This is a genomic window from Streptomyces sp. NPDC001770 (assembly GCF_053596135.1).
In genome coordinates this window covers 154,430-171,794 of the sequence record NZ_JBSFFN010000002.1, presented here as the reverse complement: position 1 = coordinate 171,794, position 17,365 = coordinate 154,430, and the positions used below count along the sequence as shown (strand labels likewise).

Genomic DNA, 17,365 nt, shown 5'->3' with positions numbered 1-17,365 from the left:
CCGTCCCGCCGCACACCGCGGTGGTACGGACGGGGTCGCGGGTGGCCGTCAGAGGTGCGGCAGGATCGCGGGCATCAGGTCCTGGAACGTGCGGCCGTTGGCCGGAGTGCCGAGGGCCGTCATCTGCCAGCCGGCGCCGGCCCGGTGCACCTTGGCCATGATCTGGGCGGTGTACTGACCGCCGCCGTCGAGCGTGTAGCGCGCCAGTTCCTGGCCGTTGGTCTCGTCGACGATGCGGCAGAAGGCGTTCTGCACCTCCTGGAACGTCTGCCCGGTGAAGCTGTTCACGGTGAAGACGATCTGGTCGATGTGGACCGGCACCCTCGCCAGGTCCACCAGGATCGCCTCGTCGTCACCGCCCGATCCCGCGCCGCCGACGAGATTGTCACCGGTGTGCTTGACCGAGCCGTCGTCGCTCACGAGGTGGCGGAAGAACACCACGTCCACCGGCTGCTTGTCGGCGAACAGGACCGCCGAGGCGTCCAGGTCGATCTCCCGCGTACGCGATCCGAAGAAGCCGCGGCGCGCCGCCGCCTTCCAGCCGAGCCCCATCCGCACCGCGGTCAGGGTTCCCCCGTCCTGCTTCTGCAGGCTGATCGCCTGACCCTTGGTCATGTTGACCGTCACGCGCTGTCCCCTCTCCGCGTCGCTCCGCGTCGTGCTCCGCAACCGTCCGTATGCGGTTTCCCCGCACCCTACGCATTCCGTCCCCGCCCGAAGCCGGTCCGGTGCGTTCTGTGTCGTTCTTGCAACACGGGGAGGACACCTCCCCGCATCTCAGGCGATCCCGGCTTCCTTCATCTGCCGCAGCTCCTTCTTCAGCTCACCCACCTCGTCGCGCAGACGTGCGGCCACCTCGAACTGGAGGTCGGCGGCGGCGGCCCGCATCCGCTCGGTCATCTCCTCGATGATGCCGGACAGCTCCTCGGCGGGCCGGTCGCTGGTCACCGCACCCCTGGCACGGGCCTTCCCGGAGTCCGCCTTGGCCTCCCCCGCCTTGCTCGCCTTGCCGCCGAGCGACGGCACCGGGGCCTTGGCGCCCTTGGTCTGCCGGTATCCGGTGCCGAGGAGCTGCTCGGTGTCGACCTCTTCGCGGGCGATGGAGGCGACGATGTCGTTGATCTTCTTGCGCAGCGGCTGCGGGTCGATGCCGCGTTCGGTGTTGTACGCGATCTGCTTCTCGCGGCGCCGGTTGGTCTCGTCGATGGCCTGCGCCATGGCGGGCGTGACCTTGTCCGCGTACATGTGGACCTGGCCGGAGACGTTGCGCGCCGCGCGTCCGATCGTCTGGATGAGCGAGGTCGCGGAGCGCAGGAACCCCTGTTTGTCGGCGTCGAGGATGGCGACCAGCGAGACCTCGGGCAGGTCGAGGCCCTCCCGCAGGAGGTTGATGCCGACGAGGACGTCGTACTCGCCGGAGCGCAGTTCGCGCAGCAGCTCGATGCGGCGCAGGGTGTCGACGTCGCTGTGGAGGTACCGGACCTGGATGCCGAGTTCCAGGAAGTAGTCGGTGAGGTCCTCGGACATCTTCTTGGTGAGGGTGGTGACGAGGACCCGCTCGTCGCGTTCGGTGCGGGTGCGGATCTCGTGCACGAGGTCGTCGATCTGGCCCTCGGTGGGTTTGACGACGATCTCCGGGTCGACCAGCCCGGTCGGGCGGATGATCTGCTCGACGAAGCCGTCGCCGCGCGAGAGCTCGTAGTTCCCGGGGGTGGCGGAGAGGTAGACGGTCTGGCCGATCCGCTCCTGGAACTCCTCCCACTTCAGGGGGCGGTTGTCCAGGGCGGACGGCAGGCGGAAGCCGTGGTCGACGAGGGTCCGCTTGCGGGAGGCGTCGCCCTCGTACATCGCGCCGATCTGCGGCACCGTGACGTGGGACTCGTCCAGCACCAGCAGGAAGTCCTCGGGGAAGTAGTCGAGGAGGGTGTTCGGGGCGGTGCCGGGCGACCGGCCGTCGAAGTGCATCGAGTAGTTCTCGACGCCGGAGCAGGTGCCGATCTGGCGGAGCATCTCGATGTCGTACGTGGTGCGCATGCGGAGCCGCTGGGCCTCCAGCATCTTGCCCTGCTTCTCCATGGTGGCCAGCCGCTCCTCCAGCTCCTGCTCGATGCCGGTGATCGCCTTCTCCATGCGCTCGGGGCCGGCGACGTAGTGGGTGGCGGGGAAGATGTGCAGCGAGGTGTCCTCGCTGATCACCTCACCGGTGAGCGGGTGGAGGGTGGAGAGCGCCTCGATCTCGTCGCCGAACATCTCGATGCGGACGGCGAGCTCCTCGTAGACCGGGAAGATCTCGATCGTGTCGCCGCGCACCCGGAAGGTGCCGCGGGTGAAGGCGAGGTCGTTGCGGGTGTACTGGATCTCGACGAACCGGCGGAGCAGCTGGTCGCGGTCGATCTCGTCGCCGACCTTGAGCTGGATCATGCGGTCGACGTACTCCTGCGGGGTACCGAGACCGTAGATGCAGGAGACGGAGGCGACGACGACGACGTCCCGCCGGGTGAGCAGGGAGTTCGTCGCGGAGTGGCGCAGCCGCTCGACCTCCTCGTTGATCGAGGAGTCCTTCTCGATGTAGGTGTCCGACTGCGGGACGTACGCCTCGGGCTGGTAGTAGTCGTAGTACGAGACGAAGTACTCGACGGCGTTGTTGGGCAGCAGTTCGCGGAACTCGTTGGCCAGCTGGGCCGCCAGCGTCTTGTTGGGCGCCATGACGAGGGTCGGCCGCTGGAGCTTCTCGATCATCCAGGCGGTTGTCGCCGATTTACCGGTGCCGGTCGCGCCGAGCAGGACGACATCCTTCTCACCCGCCCTGATGCGCTTGTCGAGCTCGGCGATGGCCGCCGGCTGGTCACCGCTGGGCTGGTAGGGACTGACGACCTCGAAAGGTGCCACCGAACGTTCGATCTTCGAAACGGGCCGCATGCATCCACCGTACGACCCGCCACTGACAACGGCTGCGGATCAGGGTCGCCAGGGCCTGCGGGCACTGTCGAACACGGGCTCGACCGCGGTGTCGCCGCGGCGCTGGACCGGGATGCCGCGCCGGTCCGCGGCGCTCCGGCGGGACACGCCGTCCCGGCCGGGGTCGCCTCCGACGATCAGCGGGTCGAACAGCACGATCACCCCCGCGAGCAGCAGGAAGGCCAGCGGTCCGACGAGGAGCGGTACGAGGATCGAGCCGATCGGTTCGCTCCCGGACGCGTCGGCGGCGCTGGGGACCAGGTGGACGCGGAGGGCGGCCATGCCGGTGTAGTGCATTCCGCTCACGGCGGCCCCCATGACGACGCCGGCGCCCAGGCTCGGCAGGACGCCGTGGAGGGAGACGGCCGCCCAGAGCGCGGCGGTGGCGGCGACCACGGCGATGGCGACCGAGAGGGCCACGGTGCCCGTCGAGTACGCGAACCGCCCGTGGAAGGCGATGGCCGCCATGCCCAGGTAGTGCATGGACGCCACCCCCAGGCCGGTGATGGTGCCACCGGTGACCAGGGCCAGCGGCGTCGCACCCCGGTACCCCACGATGAAGATGCCGATGCCGACCATGACGATCGCCACGGCGAGGCTCGCGTACATCAGCGGCCGGTCGTAGGTGATCGATGCTTCGTCGATGCGGAAGCCCATCATCGCGATGAAGTGCATCGTCCATATCCCGGAGCCGATGGACGTGGAGCCGAGGGCGAGCCATCCGGCCCGGTACGGGCGGCCGGTCCGGTCGGGGCCTTTCGTCCGGACCGGGCCGGGCTCGCGGGGTGGGGTGCCGACGGACCGGGCGGTGCAGCGCAGTCCCAGCGCGGCACCGAGGCAGGCCATGAGAAAGGCCGCGACGGGAGTCACGAGGCCGTAGGAGAAGCCGTCGACTGTGCCCTGCATGCTGGATACGCCCTTCACGAAAACGCGGTGCTGGTGGTGCTCTGCCGGTCGGGGGACGGGCCGGGGGCCCTTGGCTCCCGCCGACCGGGGGAAGGCCCGCCGGTCGCCGCCGGACGGGTGCTGCTCCTCGGTCGAAGGATCGGGGTGCGCGGTCCCCGGCGGCGGTTCCGGGAGTACGGGAATTCCGCCGGAACCCGGGAACCCCGGCAAGAGACCACAAGGGCGGCATTTTATCGCCCGTGAACTGGGGCGGCGGCAAAAAGACCGCCCATGATCCGGTCCTCACCACTTCTCCCCCGGGTGAGGACGACCGTCACAACCCCGCGACTCCGCACGCACCGAACCCCGGACACACCTCCCCCTCGGAGGCCGTCCGCACACCCAGGGGCTCAGGAGCGGACCGCATGGCAGGCACCGGCGATGTCAGTGGCGGGTACTACCGTTTTCGGTATGACGAACGGCGCCCTCTCCGTGGAGTGGTCGGTGGTGGCGAGCCCCATCGGGCCCCTGATGCTCGCCGCGACCGGCACCGGCCTGGTCTCGGTGACCTTCCACGCGCACCCTCCGGTGCGTGACCGGTCCTTGGCGATGCTGCGGGACAGGCTCGGCGCGGAGTTGGTGGAGGGCGGCGGTTCAGCCGCACCCGCCGCTGCCGGGCGCCTGCTCGACGCCTATTTCGACGGCACGCTGCGGGCGTTCGACCTGCCGATGGACTGGTCGCTGACCTCCGGCTTCCACCGGCGGGTCCTCCGGGAGCTCGCCACCGGCGTCCCGTACGGCTCCGTCGTCGGCTACGGGGAGCTGGCCGCCCGGGTGGGTCGGCCGGACGGGGCGCAGGCGGTGGGTGCGGCCATGGGGGCCAATCCGCTGCCGATCGTGGTGCCCTGCCACCGGGTGGTGGAGAGCGACGGCGGGCTCGGCGGGTTCGGCGGCGGGCTGGAGACGAAGAGGCGGCTGCTGGAGCTGGAGGGCGTGCTGCCCCAGCCGTTGTTCTGACACCGCCCCGGCCGCCGTTCCGGCACCGCCCCGGCCAGTGGTCCGGCGCTGCCCCTGCCCTTGTTCCGGCGCCGGCCCGGCAGGACGCCTCACCCCCTCGCGCGGAGCCCCGTCCATGCCGGGTGCCGGGGGTCGTCCGCGCGGACGACGGCGTCGGCGTGGTCCGCGGGGGCGGTCTCCTCCTCGTACCGTGCGAAGGCGGGCAGGGTCCACTGGACCTGCTCGTCCGTGCGCCGCCGCAACGCGCCCGGTGAGAGCCGCAGGTGGACCGCGAGGTCGAACGGGTACCACTGCCCCAGCAGCAACGGTCCGTGCAGCACCAGCACTCCGCCCTCGGGGAGCTCGTGGTACGGGCTGCGGGTGGCCCGGTCGGTGGCCGGGTCCCACAGGTCGGGCAGGACCCGTCCGCTGCCGCCGGTCTCGAGTGGCCCGAACACCTCGCGCCAGAGCGCCCCGGTGTCGAACCAGCCCTGGGCGTACGAGTCGGGGTCCCGTTTGCCGTACTCGTACCGCAGGCTCGCCGGGCGCAGGAATCCCTCGGTGGACACGACGAATACGGCGCGCCCCCGCAGGCGCAGGCCCTGGGCGAGGCGTTCGGCCAACGGCCCGGTGCCTGCGGCGGGGGCGCCGTCGACGCCGATCCTGAGCCAGGGTCCGCCGCCGTCCGGGGTCAGCCCGTCCGCGTGCGCGGCGAGGGCCTCGGCCAGCCGGTCCCAGGTGATCGGTTCGAATCGCACCCGCCCATCATCCACCGGCCTGCGCGCGCCCGGCCCGGCGGCCGGTCAGCCGCCGCGCAGCTCCGTGGCGAGCGGGCTCTCGCCGTACACCTCGATCCGGCCGTCCTTCACCGCCTGCGCGAAGCCGGTCTCGTCCCGGCCCATGGCCAGACAGAGTTCGGCGTCCAGCACGATGCGGGCGTCGGCCCGGGGGGCGGGGCCGTAGCCGTAGACCTCGTCGCCGGGCGGCACGGGACCCGTGCGTACGTGGAACTCGCCCTCGTCCAGGTGCACTTCGACCAGGCCGGAGTGGACCGTCGCCGCCAGGGAACGGCGCAGTGGGAGGGCGAACCAGTGGGCGCGGACGGCGTCGGTGGGGCGGCGTTCCTCCAGGGCGGGCGCGCCCCACTGGGCGAGGGCGGTGAGGACAGGGAGCAGTTCCCTGCCCCGGGAGGTGAGTTCGTAGACCGAGGCGGCGGCCGGGGGCGGCAGCTTGCGGCGGAGGGCGAGGCCGCTCTGCTCCATGTCCTTGAGGCGGGAGGCGAGGACGTCCGTGCTGACCCCCGGCAGGTCCGCGTGCAGATCGGTGTAGCGGCGCGGCCCGGCCAGCAGTTCACGGACGATCAGCAGGGTCCACCGGTCCCCGACGGAGTCCAGGGCTCGGGCGGTGGCGCAGAACTGGTCGTAACTGCGTCGGCGTACGGGGCGCGCTGCTGGCTGCTGCTGACGTGGCATACGACGCAGTCTAGACATGTTGTTGGACTTTCCAAGGTCGGACTTGGTAAAACCAAGTATCGCAATCGGCAGGGGAGGAACCGCATGGAGTTCCGGCAGTCCAGCAAGCTCGACGAGGTCTGTTACGAGATCCGAGGCCCGGTCATCGAGCAGGCGAACGCGCTGGAGGAGGCGGGCCACAGTGTGCTCCGGCTCAACACCGGCAACCCCGCGCTGTTCGGCTTCGAGGCGCCCGAGGAGATCGTCCAGGACATGATCCGGATGCTCCCCCAGGCGCACGGCTACACCGATTCGCGCGGCATCCTGTCCGCCCGCCGCGCGGTCGCCCAGCGCTACCAGGCGATGGGTCTGCCGGACGTCGACGTGGACGACATCTTCCTCGGCAACGGGGTCTCCGAGCTGATCTCCATGGCCGTCCAGGCGTTCCTGGAGGACGGCGACGAGGTGCTCGTACCGAGCCCGGACTACCCGCTCTGGACGGCGGTGGTCACCCTCGCCGGCGGCAAGGCCGTCCACTACACCTGCGACGAGCGGTCGGACTGGAACCCGGACCTCGCCGACATGGCCTCGAAGATCACCGGCCGTACCAGGGCCGTGGTGATCATCAACCCCAACAACCCCACCGGCGCGGTCTATTCGAAGGAGATCCTGGAGGGCATCCTCGATCTGGCCCGCCGGCACGGACTGCTGGTCTACGCCGACGAGATCTACGACCAGATCCTCTACGACGACGCCGTGCACCACCCGGTCGCCTCACTCGCCCCGGACCTGCTCACGCTCACCTTCAGCGGGCTGTCGAAGACGTACCGGGTCGCCGGGTTCCGCTCGGGGTGGCTGGTGGTCTCCGGTCCGCAGGCGCACGCGCGCGGCTACCTCGAAGGGCTGACCACGCTGGCCTCCATGCGGCTGTGCGCCAACGCCCCCGCCCAGTACGCCATCCAGGCCGCGCTCGGCGGCCGGCAGACCATCCGTGAACTCGTCGCCCCGGGCGGCAGGCTGCACGAACAGCGCGACCGCGCCTGGCAGAAGCTGAACGAGATCCCCGGGGTGTCCTGCGTGAAGCCGAAGGGAGCCCTCTACGCGTTCCCCCGGATCGACCCCAAGGTGCACAACATCGTCGACGACGAGCGGCTCGTGCTCGATCTGCTGCTGCGGGAGAAGATCCAGGTGGTGCAGGGCACCGGCTTCAACTGGCCCCGGCCCGACCACTTCCGCATCCTGACACTGCCGCACGCCGACGACCTCGACGCGGCGATCAGCCGCATCGGGCGCTTCCTGGAGGGGTACCGGCAGTAGGCCGGGGCCCGTCGCGGCTCTTCCCTTCCCAGGCGGGGCGGAACCTGCGCACCAGCCCCCTGAGCGGGATGCCGGCGAGCCAGAACCAGATGGCCGCGAAGGGGCGCCAGGCGAAGGCGACGGGGACGGGCACGGCGAAGGCCAGCGCCCGTGCCCCGGGATCGACGGAGACCGACCAGGCGGAGGCAGCCGCGGCGCTGTCCTCCGCCGGGCGGTCCGTCGCGGGGCCGTCCGTCGCCGGGCGGTCCGTCGCCCGACCGCCCGGCGCCCGACCGTCCGGCGCAGGGTCCGCACCCGGTGCCGACCAGCCGCGCCGTCCCGTCCGGAGCACCGCCAGCCCCAGCAGGTCGGTGACGGCGACGGTGACGGCGTGGACCGCCACCGCGAGCGGTTCGGAGGCGTACTCGGAGAGCAGCGAGGTGGGGAAGGGGAGGAAGGCGATGGCGCCGAGCCAGATGAGCGCGAGCCTGAGCGAGGGCCCCTCGAACCGGGGCACCAGCGCCACGATGCGCCGGTGGCCGCGCCAGAAACCCGCGAGGATGACGAAGCTCAGCGCGTAGGCGCCGACATCCGGCAGTACGTCCCGCACGGCGTCCCGGAAACCGGCGTCGTCCAGGCCCCGGGGCACCCGGATGTCGAGCACCAGCAGGGTCATGGCGATCGCGAAGATCCCGTCCGACAGGGCGGTCAGCCGGTCCGTTCCGCTCGCGCCGTCCGTCTCTGCCCGCTCGTCGCTCACCGGGCCGGCTTCCCCGGGCCGCACCGGCGCCGGGCGGATGACTCCGACGGCGGGCGGGCCGGGGCAGGCACGTTCCCGCGGTTCCCGTGGATCGCCCCCGAAACACGCCTCCCGGAGAGGCGTCGTCCGGAAGAACACCTCCCGGGGAACAGGAGCGGGCCCGGAGGCGTAGCCGGCCTCCGGGCCCTGTGGGTGCCGCCTTCGTCGCACGCCGGCACGTTTAAGGACCAGGGTCAGTCATGATGTCGTCGCGTCCTGCCTTTGGACCACCGCAGATCGAGCTCTGCGGGCCAGATTCGAACTGGCATTTCGACGTCGCTGGGCCCTGGCCCGGTCGATCCGGCGATCGGCGGCCCATGCTGAGTCTGGAGCAAGAGTCTGAGATTGATCGCGGTCTGCCTCTGCCTCTTGGGCTACTCCGGCCAGGAGTCGGTGCGTACCGGGTCCGCTCCGCCGTCGGGCGGGGCGGGTTCCGGGGGTGCCGGAGGGAGGAGTCGAACCTCCACTGGGACCGCGTCCGTCACGACAAGCCTCAGTTTCAGCTTGCGCTCCTCGCGCACCCCGGCCGCGGTCGTCCGTGGCCGGGGAATCCATGGTCGGTCACCCGAAGAGGTAACCGAAGACCGCATCACCCACCCGCTGGTCGGTGACCTCGGCCGCGTTGGCCTCCTCACGGGCGTACTTCACGGCCTGCTGGAGCTTCTCCACCCGCTCCGTCAGCTCCCGCACCCGGCGGGCGGGGAGAGCGCCGGAGAACTTGACCGTCGTCCAGTAACCGATCGGCACGTCCTCGTAGTACACCTCGACCTGCGCCGGATGCTTCTCGGTGGCCTCCGCCTTCACGTGGTTGCGGGGCACCTTCTTCGTACGGAGGGTGCGTACCGGCTCGGTCTTCCACGCGTCGGCCGACGGGTCCTGCGCCCACGCCTCGGAGGCGTCCAGTACCGGGAGCTTGCGGACGAAGGTACCGATGTCGGTGAGCTGCTTCTCCAGGAAGAGGAGGTAGGAGACGGGCGCGTCCGCGACGAGCACCCGGCCGTCGACGGTGACGTCCGCGCGGGCCGCGCAGTTCGCCCAGTCCTTGGTGGCGGTCACGTCGAACAGACGGGTCAGTGCGGTGGCCGTGTCCCGCAGCACGTCCTCGGCCTTGACCTGTACCAGCGTCGACTCGGGCGGCAGCTGCTCGCCCTCCTCGTCCTTCGGCTGGTACGTACGGGAGAGACCGGCCAGCAACCCGGGCTTCTGGAGGCCGTGATGGGCCGCCGTCAGGTCCTGGTGGGCCTTGGACTTGACGCCCTTCTCGACTGCGATGATCTGATTGAGTTTCGCCACGCCACGGAAGTTAGCACCGGCAACAGGCCTGCCTCCAAGGGTTTTCCTTCCGGCACCGTCGCCAACTGCCTGCCGGCGGCCTGCCAGCGGCCGGTCAGCAACCGGTCAGCGGCCGAGCAGTGCCAGCAGGACGCCCACCGGGTCGGTGCCCGGCATGGCGCGGGGCCACCAGTCCTCGCTGCCGGGGTCGGCCTCGTAGCCGTACCAGAGGTTGTCCCGGCCGAAGCGGAGCTGGAGCGTGCCGCCGGGGTGGGTGAGGTGGTTGCGCCGGGGCTGGAAGCGGGGGAAGTCGGCGGCCGCCAGAGCCGGGCGGGCCCGGTCGAAGGGGCCGGCCGGCGGGTCCCAGGGGGTCTCCAGCACGGCGAGGCCCTCCGCGCCGCCCTGCCGCCAGGCGGCCACGGCGCGGGCGAGGTCGGTGGTGTTCCGACCGGTGGCGTGGGCGAGTTCGCGGTAGAGGGCCCGGCTGGTGGCGGTGAGCCCGGCGGTGGGTCCGGCCGCGGCCAGCCGTACGGCATCCTGCCAGGCGCTCAGCCCGGCGATCGGGTCGCGGCCGGTGGTGAGGATCGCGTGGGCACGGGCCGCCGCGTCGGTGGCCAGCTGGTCCAGCGCCAGCGGGTCGCGGGCACCGGGCAGTTCGGGGTAGGCCGGCGGCCTGCCGGGGAGGGCGGGTACCGGCTGTGGGGGCGGCAGCGGCGGCAGGTAGCGCTCGGCGAACGCCTCCTGGGCGGCCACGGAAGGGGCTTCGGGGGCCTCGGGGCGCTCGCGGGCGGCGTGCTCGGCGTTGCGCCGGGCGAGCTCGTCCAGGAGTTCGCGCTCACCGCGTCCGCGCAGGAGCAGCAACACGAACGGGTCGGTGTCCAGCAGACGGGCCGTCTGGTAGCAGAGCGCCGCGACGTGTTTGCAGGGCAGCGCCCGGTCGGGACAGGAGCAGGTCGGGTCGAGGTCGTCGACGGCCGGCAGCAGCCGGACCCCGGCCCCCTCCGCGGTGTCGACCAGGGCGTGCGGCATGGTTCTGGCGAGCAGCGCGGAGAAGTGTCCGGGGCGTGCGGCCACCGCGTCCAGCAGGGTGTCCCAGCCGCTTTCGGTGAAGACCCGCAGGCGGATCTCCGCGCGGTACGGGCGGGGCCTGCTGCCGTGCACGTACGCGACGACCCGGCCGGGGGTGACGGTGATCGCGGCGACGTGGCCCGAGTCCGCGTACGCGCGCCCCCGGGCGAGGCGCCCCTCGTCCAGCGAGAGCCCCTCCAGCGCGTCCACCCAGGCGCGGCCCCACCAGCTGTCCGCGAAGGGCTCGCCCTCGGCGGACGTGCGCGCGGGGACGGCCTCGAACGTACGGCGCAGGCCGTCCGGTCCGGGCCGGGCGGCGGGCGCGCGGCTGCCGGCCCGCACCGCAGGCGTACGGACGCCGGAGGGACGGGCGCCGGGGTTGCGCGCGCCAGGGGTACGGGCGCCGGGAGCGGGACTCACGCGGGCCTCCGGAGCGCGACGAGATCGGCGAGGTCCCGGTCGCTGAGCTCGGTCAGCGCGCTCTCGCCGCTGTCGCCGAGCACGGCGTCGGCGAGGGCGCGCTTGGACTCCAGCAGCTCGCCGATGCGGTCCTCGACCGTGCCTTCGGCGATCAGGCGGTGCACCTGCACGGGCTGTGTCTGGCCGATGCGGTACGCGCGGTCGGTGGCCTGCTCCTCGACCGCCGGGTTCCACCAGCGGTCGTAGTGCACGACGTGGGCGGCGCGGGTCAGGTTGAGGCCGGTGCCGGCCGCCTTCAGGGAGAGCAGGAAGACGGGGACCTCGCCCTGCTGGAAGCGGTCCACCATGCGTTCGCGCTCGGCGACCGGGGTACCGCCGTGCAGCAGCTGCGAGGGGACGGCGCGGGCTTCGAGGTGGGCGGAGAGCAACCGGGCCATCGAGACGTACTGGGTGAAGATCAGCACGGACCCGTCCTCGGCCAGGATGGTGTCGAGCAGCTCGTCGAGGAGGGCGAGCTTGCCGGAGCGGCCGTCCAGGCGCGGGGCGGGCTCCTTCAGATACTGGGCCGGGTGGTTGCAGATCTGCTTGAGGGAGCCGAGCAGCTTCATGATCAGGCCGCGCCGGGCCATCCCCTCCGAGGCCTCGATCCGCGCCATCGTCTCGCGGACAGCCGCCTCGTAGAGCGTGGCCTGCTCCCGGGTGAGGGAGACGGGGTGGTCGGTCTCCGTCTTGGGCGGGAGTTCGGGGGCGATCCCGGGGTCCGACTTCTTGCGCCGCAGCAGGAAGGGGCGGACCAGCCGTGCGAGGCGTTCGACGGCCTCGTCGTTGCCCAGCCCCGCCGCGGTACCGGTGTTCTCGGCGGCCCGCGCGTGCCGGGAGCGGAATGCCTTGAGGGAGCCGAGCAGTCCCGGGGTGGTCCAGTCGAGCAGCGCCCACAGCTCGGAGAGGTTGTTCTCCACGGGGGTGCCGGTCAGCGCGACGCGGGCGGGGGCGGGGATGGTGCGCAGCGCCCTGGCCGTGGAGGAGTGCGGGTTCTTGACGTGCTGCGCCTCGTCGGCGACGACCAGGCCCCAGCCGTGCGCGGCGAGCTGCTCCGCGCCGGAGCGCATCGTGCCGTAGGTGGTCAGCACGAATCCGGCCTCCTCGCCGGGGAGGGTGCGGTCCGTGCCGTGGAAGCGGCGGACTGGGACCCCGGGGGCGAAGCGGTTGATCTCGCGGTGCCAGTTGCCGAGCAGGGAGGCGGGACAGACCACCAGGGTGGGTGCGGGGTGGGCGCGGTGGAGGTGGAGGGCGATCACGGTGATCGTCTTGCCCAGGCCCATGTCGTCGGCGAGGCAGCCGCCGAGGCCGAGCGAGGTCATCCGGTCCAGCCAGGTCAGTCCGCGCAGCTGGTAGTCGCGGAGTGTGGCCCGCAGACCGGGCGGCGGCGGCAGGACGGTGTCCTCGTCGAGGATGCGGGCGCGGAGGGCGGCGAGGGCACCGGTCGGCACGGCCTCCACCTGCTCGCCGTCCAGCTCGGCGCTGCCGGTGAGGGCGACGGCGAGCGCCTCGGCGGGTTCGAGCAGCCCGAGCTCCCGTTTGCGCGCCTTGCGGACGAGGCCGGGGTCGACGACCACCCACTGGTCGCGCAGCCGTACCACCGGCCGGTGCGATTCGGCGAGACGGTCCATCTCGGCCTCGGTCAGGGGCTCGCCGCCCAGGGAGAGCTGCCAGTCGAAGGCGAAGAGGTGTTCGGCGTCGAAGAAGGAGGTGCCGTCGGTGGCGGAGCCCGGGGCGGGGCGTACGACGGCGGAGGCGGCGAGCGAGCGGGCGAGCTCGCGCGGCCAGTGGAGGCTGACGCCGAGGCTCGCGAGGCGGGCCCCGGCCGGGCCGAGCAGCTCGTACAACTCGTCCTCGGTGAGGGCGAGGACGTCGGGGACGGGCTGGTCGAGCAGGCGCTCCAGGGGTGCCCACGCACGGGCGGCCCGGCGCAGCGCGAGCACGGTGTCGACGCGGGCGCGCGGCCCGAACGGCTCGCCCGCGGTGCCGTCCCAGAGTGCTGCGGCGTCGGTGACACGGGTGGGGTCGGCGAGGCTGTGCACCTGGACGACTGCGGCGGCGGCGTGCCGTACGGCGGAATCGTCCGGGCCGCCGGACGTGCCCTCGGGGACGTGGCCGTCCGAGCTGTCGAAGAGCTCGAAGGCCGACAGGTCGAGCCGGAGGGAGATCTGCACGCCGGCGTCCAGTCCGGCGGCGACCTCGACCGCCCAGGCGGCGACGCCGGGCAGGTGCTGCGCCTCCCGGGCGGCGAACGGCGCGCCGGAGGCGAAGGCTGCGGCGGGGGTCCGGGGCAGGGTGTCGGCGACCGCGTCCAGGAACGCCCCGACGAGGAACTCGGGGTCGGCGAGGCGCAGCGGGGCCGTGTCGGGCAGCGGGACCGCGTACCCCTCGGGCGGCAGCGCCGCGGCGACGGCCCGCAGGTGGGCCACGTCCGCTCCGTCGCGCGGACCGGCACGCCAGGCGTCGTGGTCGTCGGGGGTGAGCCCGGGCAGCATCCGTCCGCGCGCCACGAGGCTCAGGGCGTGCAGGGCCGCCGCGCCCCAGCAGCGGGTGGACGGGTGCACGGAGGGCAGGTGCCGGGCTCCGGCGAGCAGCGTCACGGCGTCCGCGACCGGCAGCAGCAGGGCGGGCACCTGACGGCGCCGGACCCCCTGCGTGCCGTGGGCGCGGACCACGGTGATCTCCGCGGCGACGGGGCCGTCGCCGGTGCGGGGCTCCGCCGGGGAGGCCGCTTCCCCGTCCCGCTCCGCATCCGGGTGGTCCAGGTGGTCCGCCGGGTCCCAGCCGCTGTCCTCGGGATCCCAGAACGCGATCCGTCCGTCCCTCGGGAGGGCGGCGGGCAGGAAGACGGCGGCGCGCCGCAGCAGGCGGCCCGTCTCCGTATCCGACAGGTCCCGCACCGTCATACCGGCCACCCCCTCCCGCTCTCGTCCGGGCGCTTCCGCACCTCGTCCCGATGTCACCGCCGGTGTCGTTCCCGGCTCCGACGAGTCTAGGCGGGCGGTCTGACAGAGCCGGCCACACCCGGAATCGGGACAGGTCAGCGGGGGTGCGAGGAAGTACGGGTCGGCGTCCACGCGCGGACCCGGGCGGCCCCAGCCAGGTGTACACAGGGTGAGGCCGCCCGGACCTCAGTTCCGGGCGGCCTCGTTCAGGTGGGCCGAGCGCCGGGCGGCCTCAGCGCGGAGCCGTCTCAGCGCCGGGCGGGCCGCAGCGCCGTACGGTCTCAGCGCCGACTGGTTGCTCATGCCGGGCGGTCCTCACGTCGGCCGGTGTCAGTGCCGGGTGAGCCGGTCCGGCCGGGGCCGGGCGTCGGCGGGCGGCGCCGGGCGCGGGCGGGCCGCGGCGCGGGGCGGGGGCGAGGGGCGCGGCCGGGCGGCAGGGGCCGACGGGGTGGCCGAGCCGGAACCGCGCGTCGCCACGGGCTGGCGCCCGTTCGCGGCTGCGGACGGTGCGGGTCCCGGCGACGGCGGCGAACCGGGGGCGACGGAATCCGCCGGCGGCGTACCGGAGGCGACGGAATCCGCCGGCGGCGTACCGGAGGCGACGGAATCCGCCGGCGGCGTACCGGAGGCGACGGAATCCGCCGGCGGCGTTCCGGCGGTGACGGGTCGCGGTTGCCCGTCGCCCGCCTGCGGTTGCTGGGCCCGTTCGAGGAACCGGAGGAGTTCCACCGGGAAGGGGAGGACGAGCGTGGAGTTCTTCTCAGCCGCGACCGCGACCACGGTCTGCAGCAGTCGCAGCTGGAGGGCCGCGGGCTGTGCGGACATCTGGCCTGCGGCTTCCGCGAGCTTCTTCGAGGCCTGGAGTTCGGCGTCGGCGTTGATGACTCGGGCGCGGCGCTCACGGTCGGCCTCCGCCTGCCGGGCCATGGAGCGTTTCATCGTCTCCGGCAGGGACACGTCCTTGATCTCGACCCGGTCGATCTGGACGCCCCAGCCGACGGCCGGGCTGTCGATCATCAGTTCCAGGCCCTCGTTGAGCTTCTCGCGGTTGGACAACAGGTCGTCCAGGTCGCTCTTGCCGATGATCGAACGGAGTGAGGTCTGCGCCATCTGCGAGACCGCGAAGCGGTAGTCCTCGACCTGGATGACGGCGCTCGCCGCGTCGATCACCTTGAAGTAGATGACGGCGTCCACCCGGACGGTCACGTTGTCCCGGGTGATCCCGTCCTGGGCGGGGACCGGCATCGTGACGATCTGCAGATTGACCTTACGGAGCCGGTCCACTCCGGGCACGATCAACGTGAGCCCGGGTCCCCTGACCTCGTTGCGGAGCCGGCCGAGCCGGAGCACCACCCCTCGCTCGTACTGCCTGACGACGCGGACCCCCGCGACTGCGAACAGACCGCAGACGGCGAGCACCGCGACGATCGCGATCACTAGCACCTGGACCATGACGGCCCCCTGCCACTGGCACGGCACACAACGGCACCGGGACGGAACCGTTGCCTATTAACACGTTATGCCCTTTTTGCACCCTCGTGGAACCCGAGACGCTCCCCTATGTCGCCCGGTCGGCCCTCCCCGGGTGCCGGGACGTACGGGAGCGGGCAGCGTGGCATGCGCCCGTACGGAGCCTCCGTACCGGCATTCGCCGGGCCGGCGCCTCCGCGCCGGTCCCGAACACCACCCTGACGATCCGGACGAGCAGACGAGGACCCGCCCATGTCCGTGACAGCGACGCTCCACCGCCGACTCCGCCGTCCCCGCGTCGCCGCGGGGGCCGTACTGCTGGCCCTCGCCGCGCTGGGCGCCTCGGGCTGTTCGGGTCTCGGCCGCACCGCGGTCGGGCCGGTCACCTACACCACCGAGCGTGACGTCGAGGTCAGGGAGAACAGCCCGCTGGTACGGGGCTGCCACCCGCTTCCCGGGGGCGCGAAGGCGGTCGACAACAACACCCTCATCGACATGGTTCTCTACCGCTCCCGCGACTGCACCGGCAAGGGGAGCACCTACCTGTCCACCCGGCTCACCGACGTGGACGCCCCGAGCACGCCGGTCTGGCGCAGCTACACCCTCGTGCACTGAGCGACGCTCCGGCCGGAGGCCGTGACTCAGTTCCCGGGGTAGCGGTCCGCCGGCCAGTCGACCGGCCCTTCGAACTGGCGGGAGAGGTCGTCGGCGATCCGGGTGATCAGGGTCAGCCCCTCGTTACGCACCAGCCAGTCGGCGGGCAGCGCGGCGTCGCCGTGCAGCGCGCCGAGCAGGTTGCCGCAGACCGAGCCGGTGGAGTCGCTGTCTCCGGAGTGGTTGACGGACAGCAGCAGTGCCGCCGCCACGTCCTCGGGGCCCGGCAGGGCCAGCGCGCAGTACACGGCGATGGCGAGAGCCTCTTCGGCGACCCACCCGGCACCGAGCGACTCGACGCCCTCGGCGGTCGGGGCGCCTGCGGCGGCGCGGTCGACGGCGGCGCGCAGGGCCGCCGTCGTCTCCTCATGGCCCGGGTGGCGCGCGGCCAGTTCCATCGTCCGCAGTACCGCGCCCGGCATCGACTCGCCGGCCAGGAGGTAAGCGACGACCGCGGCGAACGCCCCGGCCGCGATCGCTCCGGTCGGATGGCCGTGGGTGATCTTCGCGCAGTGGGCGGCCAGCGCGAACGCCTCCGCCGGGGACTGCCCGGTCAGCCCGAAGGGGGCGGACCTCATCACGGTGCCGCAGCCCTTGGAGCCTGGGTTCACCGCCCCGGGCGCACCGGGGGCACCCGTCTCGTCCGGGACGTGCCCGGCGGCGAGACCGGTCAGGCAGGCGTTGCCGGGGGCCCGGCGCGCGTAGAGCAGCTGCTGCCGGCGCAGCCATCCGGTGCGCATCGTGTGGTCACCGCCGCGGTCCGGCGGCGAGGGGTGGTTCTGGGTGTCGAGCCATCGCAGATAGGCGGCCCGCACCGCACCCGTGCGTCCGGCGCGGCCGGCGCCGTTCGCCGCGCGGATCAGCCCCTCCACCGTGAAGAGGGTCATCTGGGTGTCGTCCGTGATGCGGCCGGCGACCCCCTCGGGGTCCGGAGCGAGGCCGCGTACGCCGAGCGGTCCGTGGGCCCGCTGGATGCCGGCCAGCGAGAGGAACTCCACCGGGTTGCCCAGGGCGTCGCCGACGGCGCCGCCCAGCAGACACCCCCGCACCCGTGCCCTGCGGACCGCACTCCCGATACCCGCCACGAACGTCCCCCTCCGGTGTTCGTCCGT

Annotated in this window: 14 protein-coding genes and 1 pseudogene; 3 read left to right on the top strand and 12 right to left on the bottom strand. The window is 72.6% G+C overall.

What is annotated here, in order from left to right; translation table 11 throughout:
* Nucleotides 1-48: 48 nt before the first annotated feature.
* From ACWCSV_RS03090 to ACWCSV_RS03080, 3 genes are all read right to left on the bottom strand, one after another.
* Nucleotides 49-627: a TerD family protein gene (locus ACWCSV_RS03090; RefSeq protein WP_390964140.1), complete on the bottom strand. Its 579-nt coding sequence runs from the start codon at nt 625-627 to the stop codon at nt 49-51.
* A gap of 150 nt (nt 628-777) precedes the next feature.
* The gene (gene uvrB / locus ACWCSV_RS03085; protein WP_451138093.1) at nt 778-2,919 is read right to left on the bottom strand and encodes an excinuclease ABC subunit UvrB; all 2,142 of its coding nucleotides are present in this window, start codon (nt 2,917-2,919) and stop codon (nt 778-780) included.
* A gap of 39 nt (nt 2,920-2,958) precedes the next feature.
* A complete protein-coding gene (locus ACWCSV_RS03080; RefSeq protein WP_451138092.1) occupies nt 2,959-3,864 on the bottom strand; it encodes an MHYT domain-containing protein in 906 nt (301 codons plus the stop codon).
* A 450-nt stretch (nt 3,865-4,314) separates the two neighbouring features.
* On the opposite strand from ACWCSV_RS03080, the gene ACWCSV_RS03075 reads away from it, so the two are divergent.
* Nucleotides 4,315-4,860, top strand: a complete 546-nt coding sequence (locus ACWCSV_RS03075; RefSeq protein WP_451138091.1) for a methylated-DNA--[protein]-cysteine S-methyltransferase — start codon at nt 4,315-4,317, stop codon at nt 4,858-4,860.
* 89 nt (nt 4,861-4,949) lie between these two features.
* Here the strand turns inward: ACWCSV_RS03075 and ACWCSV_RS03070 are convergent, their stop codons facing one another.
* Together ACWCSV_RS03070 and ACWCSV_RS03065 are read right to left on the bottom strand one after the other, a co-directional pair.
* Complete coding sequence (locus ACWCSV_RS03070) at nt 4,950-5,597, bottom strand: uridine kinase (protein WP_451138090.1); 648 nt, start codon at nt 5,595-5,597, stop codon at nt 4,950-4,952.
* A 45-nt stretch (nt 5,598-5,642) separates the two neighbouring features.
* Complete coding sequence (locus tag ACWCSV_RS03065; RefSeq protein ID WP_451138089.1) at nt 5,643-6,311, bottom strand: winged helix-turn-helix transcriptional regulator; 669 nt, start codon at nt 6,309-6,311, stop codon at nt 5,643-5,645.
* Between the two features lie 84 nt (nt 6,312-6,395).
* Between ACWCSV_RS03065 and ACWCSV_RS03060 the strand changes: the two genes are divergently transcribed.
* Nucleotides 6,396-7,607 (top strand): pyridoxal phosphate-dependent aminotransferase, encoded by a 1,212-nt coding sequence (locus ACWCSV_RS03060; protein ID WP_451138088.1) that lies wholly within the window; start codon nt 6,396-6,398, stop codon nt 7,605-7,607.
* Here ACWCSV_RS03060 and ACWCSV_RS03055 read toward each other — a convergent pair.
* The 6 genes and pseudogenes from ACWCSV_RS03055 to ACWCSV_RS03030 form a co-directional block, all read right to left on the bottom strand.
* Nucleotides 7,567-8,346 (bottom strand): TMEM175 family protein, encoded by a 780-nt coding sequence (locus ACWCSV_RS03055; RefSeq protein WP_451138087.1) that lies wholly within the window; start codon nt 8,344-8,346, stop codon nt 7,567-7,569. The genes ACWCSV_RS03060 and ACWCSV_RS03055 overlap by 41 nt on opposite strands.
* 479 nt (nt 8,347-8,825) lie before the next feature.
* A pseudogene (locus ACWCSV_RS03050) lies at nt 8,826-8,912 on the bottom strand.
* Between the two features lie 34 nt (nt 8,913-8,946).
* Nucleotides 8,947-9,678 carry a DUF7873 family protein gene (locus tag ACWCSV_RS03045; RefSeq protein ID WP_451014139.1) on the bottom strand — a complete coding sequence of 244 codons (732 nt, stop codon included), beginning with the start codon at nt 9,676-9,678 and terminating at the stop codon, nt 8,947-8,949.
* 105 nt (nt 9,679-9,783) lie between these two features.
* Nucleotides 9,784-11,067 (bottom strand): SWIM zinc finger family protein, encoded by a 1,284-nt coding sequence (locus ACWCSV_RS03040; protein ID WP_451138247.1) that lies wholly within the window; start codon nt 11,065-11,067, stop codon nt 9,784-9,786.
* Nucleotides 11,068-11,141: 74 nt separating this feature from the next.
* Nucleotides 11,142-14,090 (bottom strand): DEAD/DEAH box helicase, encoded by a 2,949-nt coding sequence (locus ACWCSV_RS03035; RefSeq protein WP_451138086.1) that lies wholly within the window; start codon nt 14,088-14,090, stop codon nt 11,142-11,144.
* A gap of 369 nt (nt 14,091-14,459) precedes the next feature.
* Complete coding sequence (locus ACWCSV_RS03030) at nt 14,460-15,581, bottom strand: slipin family protein (RefSeq protein WP_451138085.1); 1,122 nt, start codon at nt 15,579-15,581, stop codon at nt 14,460-14,462.
* Between the two features lie 270 nt (nt 15,582-15,851).
* Here ACWCSV_RS03030 and ACWCSV_RS03025 point away from each other — a divergent pair, with 270 nt between their 5' ends.
* A complete protein-coding gene (locus tag ACWCSV_RS03025; protein ID WP_451138084.1) occupies nt 15,852-16,214 on the top strand; it encodes a hypothetical protein in 363 nt (120 codons plus the stop codon).
* 26 nt (nt 16,215-16,240) lie between these two features.
* Here the strand turns inward: ACWCSV_RS03025 and ACWCSV_RS03020 are convergent, their stop codons facing one another.
* Nucleotides 16,241-17,338 carry an ADP-ribosylglycohydrolase family protein gene (locus tag ACWCSV_RS03020; RefSeq protein WP_451138246.1) on the bottom strand — a complete coding sequence of 366 codons (1,098 nt, stop codon included), beginning with the start codon at nt 17,336-17,338 and terminating at the stop codon, nt 16,241-16,243.
* Nucleotides 17,339-17,365 lie beyond the last annotated feature (27 nt).